Genomic DNA, 10,808 nt, shown 5'->3' on the forward strand with positions numbered 1-10,808 from the left:
CCCCCCTTCACCGCACGCGCACAGTGGTCAGTTCGTCCCCGTCGGGCGACATGACATGCGTGGAACAAGCCAGACACGGGTCGAAGCTGTGCAGAGTGCGCAGCACTTCCACGGGTTCGTCCGGGCGTTCCATCGGGGTGTTCATAAGGCTCGCTTCGAACGCCCCGATATTGCCCTGTGCGTCGCGCGGGCTGCCGTTCCATGTGGTGGGCACCACGCATTGATAATTCTCGATCCGCCCGTCCTTGATGCGAATCCAGTGGCCCAATGATCCGCGCGGCGCTTCGGTCATACCCACGCCCTTGGCTTCCTTCGGCCAGGTCTTGGGGTCCCATTTCTCGACATTGGCGGTGTGAGTGTCGCCGTTCTTGATATTGGTCACAAGCTTGTCGAAAAAGTACTTCTGCAAGCGCCCGCAATATTCCGACTCCAGCGCGCGCGCAGCGGTGCGCCCCAAGGTCGAGAAGATCGCCTCAAACGGCAGGTCCATCGTGCGGAGCAGCCCGTCGACCTGATCCTTGATGTCTTCATGCCCCTTGGCATAGCCCACGACGTAGCGGGCAAGCGGCCCCGTTTCCATCGCGTGCCCGCGCCAGCGCGGGGCCTTGATCCAGCTATATTTGGCCGCCTCGTCCAGTTCCTTGATGTTGGTCCGGGTGCCCTTGGCGTTCGGCCCAAGCTCGTACTGCGCTTCCGAGATGCCATCCCAAGGGTGCAGCCCGCGACCGGGTTCGCCATAAGTATACCAAGAATGATCGACGAATTCCTGAACCTGTTCGGGGTCGCGCACATCGACATCATGCACTTCGTTCAGGTTGCCGTTGATGATCGCACCCCGCGGCAAATGCAGGTTTTCCGTGCTGAAATCATTGGCGTTTTCGGGAATGTCGCCATAGGCCAGACAGGCTTGCGACGACAAGCCGCCGCCATGCAGCCATGTGCGGTAGAAGTTGCCGATGGCGATCACATCGGGAATGTAGACGTTGTTGTTGAACTCTATGCAGCGGTCGATGATAGAGCTTGCAAGGTTCAGCCGCTCCATGTTGATCGCGCCCGTGGCACCCACGCTGTCCATGTTGATCGGGCAAGGCACACCGCCCACCAGCCAGTTCGGATGCGGGTTCTTGCCGCCGAAAATGGTGTGAATCTTGACGATGTCCTTTTGCAGGTCCAGCGCTTCCAGATAATGCGTGGTCGCCATCAGGTCGGCTTCGGGCGGCATTTTATAGGCCGGGTTGTCCCAATAGCCGTTCTTGAAAATGCCAAGCTGCCCCGATTCCACGAATTTCTTCAGCCGGTTCTGCACGTCCCGGAAATAGCCGGGGCTGGAGAGCGGATGCGCGGGGCTGACCATCTGTTGCAATTCGCTGGTCGCCTTTGGGTCGGCGCGCAATGCGTTGATCGGGTTCACCCAGTCCAGTGCGTGCAGGTGGTAGAAATGCACGATATGGTCGTGAATTTCCAGGTTCAACTGCATGATATTGCGAATGGAATTGGCGTTGTCCGGGATCTGGATGCCCAGCGCATCTTCCACCGCGCGGACGCTCGTCAAAGCATGGGTGCCAGTGCAGACGCCGCAGATCCGCTCGGTAAAGGCCCACGCGTCGCGCGGGTCGCGGCCCTTCAGGATCACCTCCAGCCCACGCCACATGGTGCCGGTGCTGACCGCGTTGCGAATGACGCCTTGGTCATCCACGTTGATCTCGCAGCGCATATGGCCTTCGATGCGGGTGACAGGGTCGATGACGATCCGGCGGCCGGATTTGTCCATCGAATAACCGTTCGGAGTTTCCAGCATGGTTTACGCCTCTTCCTTGTTGGCCTTGGCGGCCTTTTCATCATCCTTGACCGCGTTGGCATGACCTTGCGCCTTTTGCTGCGCGCGTTTCAGCGCGGACAGCGCGGCATGGCCCGCCACGGCCCCGCCCACGACACCCATCGCAGCCAGGCCCACACGGTCGGCATTCGCCTCGACCCCGAACTGGGTCACATCGGTCACGCGGTCATAGAAGCTGCCCTGATCCCAGAACCCGTCTTCGGAACAGCCGATGCAGCCATGGCCGGATTGGATGGGAAAGCTGACGCCCTCGTTCCAGCGCACGGTGGAACAGGCGTTGTAGGTGGTCGGGCCCTTGCACCCCACCTTGTACAGGCAGTACCCCTTGCGCGCACCTTCGTCGTCCCACGCTTCGACGAACTGGCCTGCGTCGAAATGCGGACGGCGGTAGCATTTGTCATGGATGCGCTGCGAATAGAACATCAGCGGGCGGCCCTGCCGGTCCAGCGACGGCATCTTGTCGAACGTCACCATGTAGGTAATGACGCCGGTCATCACCTCGGCAATCGGCGGACAGCCGGGCACCTTGATGATGGGTTTGTCGGTGATGACCTTGTGAATCGGCGTCGCCTGCGTGGGGTTCGGGGCTGCGGCCTGAACGCAACCATAGGACGCGCAAGCACCCCATGCGATCACCGCCTTCGCGTCTTTGGCAACCCGTTTCAGTTTTTCCAGAAATGGCTTGCCGCCAGAGATGCAGAACATCCCATCCTCGTTCAGCGGCGGATTGCCTTCGACCGCCAGAATATAGTTGCCCTTGTATTTCTGGATCGTCTCTTCCAGCGCGGCCTCTGCCTGATGGCCGGCAGCGGCCATCAGCAGGTCGTCATAATCAAGGCTGATCATGGACAGGATCACGTCTTTGGCCAGCGGATGGCCCGACCGGATAAAGCTTTCCGAACAACATGTGCATTCCAGCCCGTGCAACCAGATGACCGGCGTGCGCGGCTTGGTTTCCATCGCATGGGCAATCTTGGGCACGAAGGCCGGGCCAAGGCCAAGGGCCGCTGCGGTGAGCGAGCAGTATTTCATAAAACTGCGTCGCGTAATGCCCTGCGCGCGCATCACCTCGTAAAAGGTTTCGATTCGCTCGGTCGTGGTTTCTGGCTGGGTCAAAGCGGCCTCCTCCGGTGCTTGTCTGGCTGATTGCCCAAAAAAATGCGCCAAGATGCATTTTGGTGGCAGGAAAAAGCGCGCCTGCCGCCGGATCGGGCTAAACGGTTGTTTTGGTGTGCCTTTGTATGCCAAGCGGCATTTTCGCTCCGGTGAGGGGGCTTCCAGTCCGAAACCGCCTCGGAAACGGGCTTTCCACATGCACCTTGCACAGCGTTTGAGCAGCGCCGACGGCACGCTTGACAGGTGCCCGGGGGCGCGTATGACAAATAAGCATATTCGTCATACAATTCTGACCTAATGGAGAAATCGCCATGCGCTGCCTGATCCTTGCCCTTGCCGCCACTGCCTTGCCGATCACCGTGCAAGCCAAGACCCTGAGCCTGCAAGTGACGGGAGAAGCGCTTGCGACCGAAGGCTTCACCGCGCCAGAGCTGACACGCGATGGCTGGACAATCAGCTTCGGCCGCGTGCAGGCCAGCTTTGCGGATGTCACAGCGTGGCGCACCGACCCACCCTTTGCCGCCGATGGACCCGGTATCGACGGTGCGGCGCTGCCGTTTGATGGCACCTTTACCGTCAATCTGGCCGAGGCGGGCGAGGACGGGCGCATTGATCTTGCCACGCTGCCCGCAGAGGCAGGCCATTACAACGCATTGTCATGGGGGCTGGTGCCCGCAACCGACGGGCCCGATGCAGGCTATTCGCTTGTGTTGCAAGGCATGGCGACCAAGGACGGGCAAGAGGTTGCTTTCACCCTGCGCAGTGCCGACCGCATCGCCTATGCTTGCGGCGAATTCGTCGGCGATACGCGCAAGGGCTTCGTGACTGATGCCGCGCCGGGGCAGGTCGAGATCACGCTGCATCTGGACCATATCTTCGGCCGTGCCGATTTGCCCGCTGATGATGCAATGAACCAGACCGCGCTCGGGTTCGATCAATTCGCCAGCGGCGGCACGCATGACATATCGCTGCAAGGCATCCATCTGGGCCATGTCGGCGAAGGGCATTGCCATGATACGACCCTGTAGCCTGCTTCTGGCAATGGCGCTGCCCGCGTCCGCCTTGGCGCATGGGGCAGAGCTGACCGCCACCCCGGTACAGGCCATCGCCTTGGAGGCGCATTTCGACACGGGCGAACCGATGGCGGGCGCACAGGTTCAAGCCTTTGCGCCCGATGCGCCGCAAACGCCGATTGCCTTGGGCCAGACCGATGCCGACGGACGGTTCGTGTTCGTGCCAGACCCCGCGCCGGGGCGCTGGACCGTGCAGGTGCGTGCCGCGGGCCACGGCGCGATCACCTATTTCGAGCAAGGTGCAAACGCGCTGCGTGTCACGGTAGAGCGCCCGCAGGATTGGGGCCAACGCGCGCTGATGGTCGCGCTGGTCGCTTGGGGCGCGCTGGGAACAGTGCTGTTTTTTCGCCGCAACAAGAGGGGTTAAACGATGCATCTGGCCGATGGAATCGTTCCGGTGGGCATGGCGTTGGCAGGCTACGGGGCCAGCGCAGGCCTGACCGCCTTGGCTTTGTCACGCATCAACCGCTTGCCCGACCCCGGCGCAGGGCTGCCCCGCGCGGCCATGCTGGTCACGGTGTTCTTCGCAGCTTCACTCATCGCCATTCCCGTGCCGCCCGCGTCGGTGCATCTAATGCTCGCGGGGCTGATGGGCATCTGTCTGGGCTGGTATGCCATGCCAGCCATTCTGGTTGGCCTGTTCCTGCAAGCGGTCATGTTTGGCCATGGCGGGCTGACCACGCTGGGGCTGAACGGGCTGATCTTCGGGCTGCCTGCGCTGGCAGCATATGGGCTTTGGGCACGGATGGGCCAGCGCTGGCCCGATCTGGCGGCCGCGCTGGCGGGCGGCGGTGCGGTTCTACTGGCCTTGGGGCTATTCGCGGCGCTTGTGCTGCTTGGCCTGCCCCCGCAACTGGATGCCGGGGCAGAGCGCCTGGCCCTTGCTGCTTTGGTTCTGGCCCATCTGCCGCTTGTGCTGGCTGAAGCTGTGATCGTGGTGGTGCTGCTGCGCGTGCTCCGCCGTGTAGAGCCGCGCTTGCTGGCCCATGCCTGACAGTATAGGCCCCCGCGCGCGTATCTTGGCCAGCCTTGTGCTGGCCTTTGCCGTATCGGCGGTGAATAGCGTTGCCATGCTGCCGGTATTGGCATTGCTCGCGGGCGCTGCTCTGTGGCTGGGCCGCGCGCCGTGGCGGCGCTTTCGCGCGCCCGTCGCGCTGGCGCTGGCGTTCGTGCTGGGTTTGGGACTGTCCCTTGGCGACAGCACAGTGCTTCGGCTTGGCCCGGTCCCGCTCTATGCTGAGGGTTTGCAGGCCGGAGCCATGATCGCGGTGCGGATGCTGACCATTGTCGCACTGGTCTGGGCACTTCTGGGCCGTCTGTCACCATTGCAACTTGCCCAAGGGTTGCGCGGGTTGCACCTGCCTGCACTGATAACAGATATGACCATGCTGACCCTGCGCTACCTGAATGAGGTCCGCGCGGAGCTGGCGCGGGCTGAACTGGCCCGCCGCTTGCGGGCGGGCCCAACCGGGTGGCGCGCCCTGCCTGACCGGGCGCTCATACTTGCCGCTAGTCTTATCCGCGCACAGGATCGGGCCGAACGGCTTTGGGCGGCAATGCGGCTGCGCGGGCATGGGGCGTCGCATCCCGTCGCAGGCATCGGCATGGGCGAACTGGCGGCGTTGGCGCTGGCGGTTGCTTGCGCCGCCGCACTGATCTGGCTGGACCGCGCCGCATGAGCTTGCTGTCGCTTTCGGATGTCGGCATCGGCTGGCAGGACGGGCCGCCGGTGCTGGAGCATCTGGGCTTTGACATGGCCACTAGTGAGCGGGTCGGACTGGTCGGACCGAATGGCGCAGGAAAAAGCAGCCTGTTTCAGACCATCGCCGCAATTTTGCCAACCCGCGCGGGGCAGATCAGCTTCGACGGCACGCCCGTACGCGCCGGTCGGTTCAACCCGAAGCTGGCGATGGTGTTCCAGAATGCCGATGACCAGTTATTCTGCCCGACGCTGGCCGAAGACGTGGCCTATGGCGCGCGGAACCTGGGGCTGCCTGCGCCCGAGGTTGCGGCGCGCACCACCCAAGCACTGGCCGAATGCGGCCTGACCGGCTTGGAAGATCAGCCTGTCCACAAGCTGTCGGGTGGCGAAAAACGGCGCGCCTGTATTGCGGGTGCGCTGGTCATGCGCCCCGCGCTTTTACTGCTGGACGAACCCAGCGCCGCACTGGACCTGCGCCAGCGACGCAACATGATCGACCTGCTGAGCAAGTTGCCCACGGCCATGATGATTGCCAGCCACGATCTGGAATTCCTGCTGGAGTTGTGCCCACGCATCCTGTTGATCGACCAAGGCCGCCTTTGTGCCGATGGCGCGGCGCATGACATTCTGAGCGATGCAGCATTGATGGCACAACACGGGCAAGAGGTGCCTGCGTCTCTGGCAAGAGGCTAGAAACTGTCCTTCACATGCAAATGCGTGTGCGGTGTGCTTTCATGGCCATGTTCATGGGTGTGTTCATGCCGCTCTATCGGGATCAGGAACAGGTTGCCATGTTTCACCCCCCGCTGGCCCAGAACCCCGTCGGCATAGGCGCGCAGCGCCGCGGCCGGACCGCGCAGGATGGCCGTTTCCAGACAGGTGTCATGGTCCAGATGCACATGGCTGGTTGTGACCGTCAGCGCATGGTGGTCGTGATGATGGTGCATCAAACGACTGGCCAGATCGCGGGTGTGGTGGTCATAGACATAGGACAGCACGCCCATCGCCTGACCATCTGGCTGCGCTGCCCCCGCGCTATCGCGGAGCGCGCCGCGCAACAAGTCGCGCACGGCTTCCGAGCGGTTGTCATAGCGCCGCGCCGCCGTGAAGGCATCCAGCTCTGAGCAAAGCCCTTCGGGCAGTGTGACGGTCACGCGCTGCATGATGTGCTATCCTTCGGCTTGCGGTTGTCCCAGACTGCCATGCGCGCAGGGCGCGGCGCAAGATGGCTTCAAACGCCGCGCAAGCTGCGTTAGGGTAACGTGATGGAACCGTCGTCAACACCCATCGCTTCCAGCGCACCGCTGCTGACCCATCTGGATGACCGCATCGCCGATCAGGCATGGGGCGATGTCATTCAGGCTATGGACCGCACCTATGCGGAACTGGTCCACTATCAGGAAAAGCTGGAAGCACAGAATTCCGAACTGGAATCGATGCGCGGTTTTCTGGAATCGGTGCTGTCTTCGGTGTCCGATATTTTGCTGGTCGTATCGCGCACCGGCACGGTCGAGCAACTGTCAGACTCGTTGGCTGCGCGGTTGCAGCAAAACGCGGCCAACCTGCGGGGTGGGCAGGTCGCCGGGCTGTTTCGCGATCAGGCGGCGCTGAACGCCGCGCTGGACTCGTGCCGCACCAACCGTGCCCCGGTCACGCTGGAACTGGAGCTGGCAGCCAAACCCGACCCGATGCCCTATGAGATCATCATCTCGCCGCGCAGTGACGAGCGCGGGCGCGTGGCGGGCTATGTGCTGGCGGGGCGGTCGGTGGGCGAATTGCGCCATGCCTATCAGGCGCTGGAGCATAGCCATCACGAGCTGAAGGCGATGCAGGGACAGTTGGTGCGCAATGAAAAGCTGGCCTCGTTGGGCCGCTTGCTGGCCGGTGTCGCACATGAGCTGAACAATCCGATCAGCTTTGTTTACGCCAATGCGCATGCGCTGGAACGCTACGCGACCAAGTTCGAGACCTATTTTGACCGCGTCGCCGACGGGGCCAGCCGCGCAGAGCTGATCGCGCTGCGCGAAGACCTGCGGCTGGACCGCGAATTGCGCAACCTGCGCGAAGCAATCCACGGGGCGCGCGACGGGGCAGAACGCGTGCGCGACATCGTGGCCGACCTACGCCGTCTGTCGGCAGGCGGCGATGGCGAAATGGTCAGCTTCGATCTGGTCGAGGTTTCCCGTGTCGCCGCAGACTGGGTGAAGCGGGGCCGCGCAGGCGGGGTCGTCTTGCAGCATGACGGGTGCGAAACGCTAATGGTCACAGGCCGCGCCGGTCATATCCAGCAAGTGGTGATGAACCTTGTGCAAAACGCGCTCGACGTGCTGGACGGGCAACCCGATGCGCGGCTGTGCCTGCGCCATTTCACCGAAAGCGGCTTTGCCGTTCTGGAAGTGTCCGACAACGGTCCGGGCATTGCGCCCGACGTCCAGGCCGCGATTTTCGACCCGTTCTTCACCACCAAGCCGGTGGGGCAAGGCACGGGACTGGGCCTGTCGATCAGCCACAAGATAGCAGAGGAACATGGCGGGCAATTGCGGCTGTGTCCGAACCAGCCCGATGGTGCGTGTTTCCGGCTGGAACTTCCCTTGCCACAAGCGGAGAGCACATCATGAACCTGCTTTGGCTGCAAGCGTCTGGCTGCGGTGGCTGCACCATGTCGCTGCTTTGCGCCGAAGACCCGGACGTGTTCGACAGCTTGCAGGATGCGGGCATAGAAACCCTGTGGCACCCCGCATTCAGTGCCAGCAGCGGTGCCGAGGTGCGTGGGCTTTTGGAACAGATTGAACAGGGCAAGATCGCGCTCGACCTGTTCTGTGTGGAGGGCGCGATCGCGCGCGGGCCGCGCGGCACCGGTCGCTTCCAGATGCTATCGGGCACAGGCCGGTCGATGATGGATTGGGTGACAGCCCTTGCCCCCCGCGCGCGCCATGTTGTGGCGGTCGGGTCTTGCGCAGCGTTCGGTGGTGTGACCACGGCAGGTGATAATCCCTCCGACGCGGCAGGCCTGCAATATGAGGGCGCGCATGATGGCGGCATCTTGCCCGTCGGGTTTCGCGACCAGACGGGTTTGCCGGTCATCAACGTGGCAGGCTGCCCAACCCATCCGGGCTGGGTGCTGGAAACGCTGATGCTGTTGGCCGAAGGCACTCTGGGCGCGGACGGGTTGGACAGTTTCGCAAGACCGCGCTTCTATGCCGACCATCTGGTGCATCATGGCTGCTCCAAGAACGAGTTCTACGAATACAAGGCCAGCGCGACGGCGCTGTCTGAATTGGGCTGCATGATGGAACATCTGGGCTGCGTGGGCACGCAGGCCGTGGGCGATTGCAATATCCGGCCTTGGAACGGGTCGGGGTCCTGCACCTCTGGCGGATACCCGTGCATCAACTGCACCGCGCCAGAGTTCGAGAACCCGCGCCATTCCTTTACCCAAACGCCAAAAATTGCGGGCATCCCCGTGGGCCTGCCCACCGATATGCCCAAAGCGTGGTTCATGGCGCTGGCGTCACTGTCCAAGGCCGCAACACCGCACAGGTTGGCCCATAACGCAACCTCGGACCGGCTGGACGTGCCGCCCGGTGTGCGAAAGCCCCGATCATGAGCAATGCACGACTGGTGGTCGGGCCGTTCAACCGGGTCGAGGGCGATCTGGAAGTGCATCTGGACATCGCCGATGGCGCGGTCACAAGCGCGCGCGTGAACGCGCCGCTGTATCGCGGGTTCGAGCGCATGCTGGAAGGCCGTGACCCACGCGACGCGCTGACGATCACCCCACGCATCTGCGGCATCTGCTCTATCAGCCAATCCGCCGCTGCGGCGCGGGCCTTGGCTGCGGCAATGGGGCTGGCCCCGACGCCACAAGGCGCCCGCGTGGCCGGACTTATCCACGCGGTCGAAAATGTCTGCGATCACCTGACGCATTTCTACCTGTTCTTCATGCCCGATTTCGCACGCCCAGTTTACAGTGCGCGCCCGTGGCACAGGCAGGTGGTCGAGCGCTTTACCGCGATGCAAGGCTCTGGCGCGCGCAATGCCGTGACGGCGCGCGCGAAGCTGATGCATATATTGGGCCTGCTGGCTGGGAAATGGCCGCACACGCTGGCCATCCAACCCGGTGGCGTGACCCGTCGCCCCAGCGCCGCCGAACGCGTGCGCATCCGCTCAGACCTGCGCGGGTTCCGACGGTTCTTGGAAAACGAGCTGTTCGGCGCGCCGGTCGAAGAGTTCATCGCCCTTACGGCACAGGATAAGGCGCTTGATTGGGGGCGTGGCGATGCCGGGTTGTTCCTGCGGCTGGCGGGTGATCTGGACTTGGCCCAAATGGGCAAGGGCGCAGGGCGCTACCTGAGCTTTGGCGCGTATCCCGGCCCCGAAGGTCACGGTTTCGCGCCCGGCCTTTGGCAGAACGAAGCGCTACGCGCGCCCGACACGGACGCGATTGTCGAGGATGTCAGCCATGCCTGGATGCTCGGCGCGCCCTCACACCCCAGCCAAGGCCAGACCGAACCCGATCTGGACATGCGCGACACGGCCTATAGCTGGTGCAAGGCGCCACGGATGGGCGGACAACCCATGGAATGCGGCGCATTTGCAAGGCAGCTGATCGACGGCCACCCCCTGGCACGTGATATGGCGGCACAGGGCGGCGGCGTGCTTGCACGGGTGGCAGCCCGACTGCTGGAGATTGCGCGCACCCAATTGTTGATGGAAGACATGGCCCACGGAATCGACCCTGATGCCAGCTTCATGCAGCGCGCGGATCTGCCGCGTGACGGTCAAGGCGTGGGACTGGTCGAAGCCGCGCGCGGTGCGCTGGGCCATTGGCTGCGGATTGAGAACGGGCGCATTGCATCCTACCAGATCATTGCGCCCACCACTTGGAATTTCAGCCCGCGGGATGCAGCGGGCACCCCCGGCCCGCTGGAAGCCGCGCTGGTCGGCGCGCCGGTCGCTGCCGGAGAGGACACCCCCATCGCCGTGCAGCATATTGTGCGCAGCTTTGACCCCTGCATGGTCTGCACGGTGCATTGAAATGGACGTTCAGGCGGCTTCGGCGCTTGGGGGCGCTGCCCCC

At 63.4% G+C, this 10,808-nt stretch carries 11 protein-coding genes; 8 read left to right on the plus strand and 3 right to left on the minus strand.

All coding sequences use genetic code 11. From position 1 onward, the window contains the following. Nucleotides 1-7 precede the first annotated feature (7 nt). Nucleotides 8-1,798, minus strand: a complete 1,791-nt coding sequence (locus ROE7235_RS08795) for a nickel-dependent hydrogenase large subunit (RefSeq protein ID WP_121094734.1) — start codon at nt 1,796-1,798, stop codon at nt 8-10. Between the two features lie 3 nt (nt 1,799-1,801). Next, nucleotides 1,802-2,953 carry a hydrogenase small subunit gene (locus ROE7235_RS08800; protein ID WP_281272829.1) on the minus strand — a complete coding sequence of 384 codons (1,152 nt, stop codon included), beginning with the start codon at nt 2,951-2,953 and terminating at the stop codon, nt 1,802-1,804. 311 nt (nt 2,954-3,264) lie between these two features. On the opposite strand from ROE7235_RS08800, the gene ROE7235_RS08805 reads away from it, so the two are divergent. The 5 genes from ROE7235_RS08805 to ROE7235_RS08825 are packed head-to-tail and all read left to right on the plus strand — an operon-like array spanning nt 3,265 to nt 6,421. Beyond that, a complete protein-coding gene (locus ROE7235_RS08805; protein ID WP_121094736.1) occupies nt 3,265-3,981 on the plus strand; it encodes a hypothetical protein in 717 nt (238 codons plus the stop codon). After that, nucleotides 3,965-4,393, plus strand: coding sequence for a carboxypeptidase-like regulatory domain-containing protein (locus tag ROE7235_RS08810; RefSeq protein ID WP_121094802.1), 429 nt, complete (start codon nt 3,965-3,967; stop codon nt 4,391-4,393). The genes ROE7235_RS08805 and ROE7235_RS08810 overlap by 17 nt, the downstream gene beginning before the upstream one ends. 3 nt (nt 4,394-4,396) lie before the next feature. Then, complete coding sequence (gene cbiM, locus ROE7235_RS08815) at nt 4,397-5,020, plus strand: cobalt transporter CbiM (protein WP_121094738.1); 624 nt, start codon at nt 4,397-4,399, stop codon at nt 5,018-5,020. Beyond that, a complete protein-coding gene (locus ROE7235_RS08820) occupies nt 5,013-5,705 on the plus strand; it encodes an energy-coupling factor transporter transmembrane component T family protein (protein WP_121094740.1) in 693 nt (230 codons plus the stop codon). The genes cbiM and ROE7235_RS08820 overlap by 8 nt, the downstream gene beginning before the upstream one ends. Further along, entirely contained in the window at nt 5,702-6,421 is a 720-nt protein-coding gene (locus ROE7235_RS08825; protein WP_121094742.1) for an energy-coupling factor ABC transporter ATP-binding protein, read from the plus strand. The genes ROE7235_RS08820 and ROE7235_RS08825 overlap by 4 nt, the downstream gene beginning before the upstream one ends. Here ROE7235_RS08825 and nikR read toward each other — a convergent pair. Beyond that, nucleotides 6,418-6,891 carry a nickel-responsive transcriptional regulator NikR gene (nikR, locus tag ROE7235_RS08830; RefSeq protein ID WP_121094744.1) on the minus strand — a complete coding sequence of 158 codons (474 nt, stop codon included), beginning with the start codon at nt 6,889-6,891 and terminating at the stop codon, nt 6,418-6,420. The genes ROE7235_RS08825 and nikR overlap by 4 nt on opposite strands. A 201-nt stretch (nt 6,892-7,092) precedes the next feature. Between nikR and ROE7235_RS08835 the strand changes: the two genes are divergently transcribed. Genes ROE7235_RS08835 through ROE7235_RS08845 form a run of 3 tightly spaced genes read left to right on the plus strand, consistent with a single transcriptional unit; the run spans nt 7,093 to nt 10,765 of the window. Continuing rightward, nucleotides 7,093-8,346, plus strand: coding sequence for a sensor histidine kinase (locus tag ROE7235_RS08835; protein ID WP_370743586.1), 1,254 nt, complete (start codon nt 7,093-7,095; stop codon nt 8,344-8,346). Next, complete coding sequence (locus tag ROE7235_RS08840) at nt 8,343-9,335, plus strand: NADH-quinone oxidoreductase subunit B family protein (RefSeq protein ID WP_121094748.1); 993 nt, start codon at nt 8,343-8,345, stop codon at nt 9,333-9,335. The genes ROE7235_RS08835 and ROE7235_RS08840 overlap by 4 nt, the downstream gene beginning before the upstream one ends. Then, nucleotides 9,332-10,765, plus strand: a complete 1,434-nt coding sequence (locus ROE7235_RS08845; RefSeq protein WP_121094750.1) for a nickel-dependent hydrogenase large subunit — start codon at nt 9,332-9,334, stop codon at nt 10,763-10,765. The genes ROE7235_RS08840 and ROE7235_RS08845 overlap by 4 nt, the downstream gene beginning before the upstream one ends. Nucleotides 10,766-10,808 lie beyond the last annotated feature (43 nt).

Source organism: Roseinatronobacter ekhonensis, from assembly GCF_900499075.1.
GTDB lineage: Bacteria > Pseudomonadota > Alphaproteobacteria > Rhodobacterales > Rhodobacteraceae > Roseinatronobacter > Roseinatronobacter ekhonensis.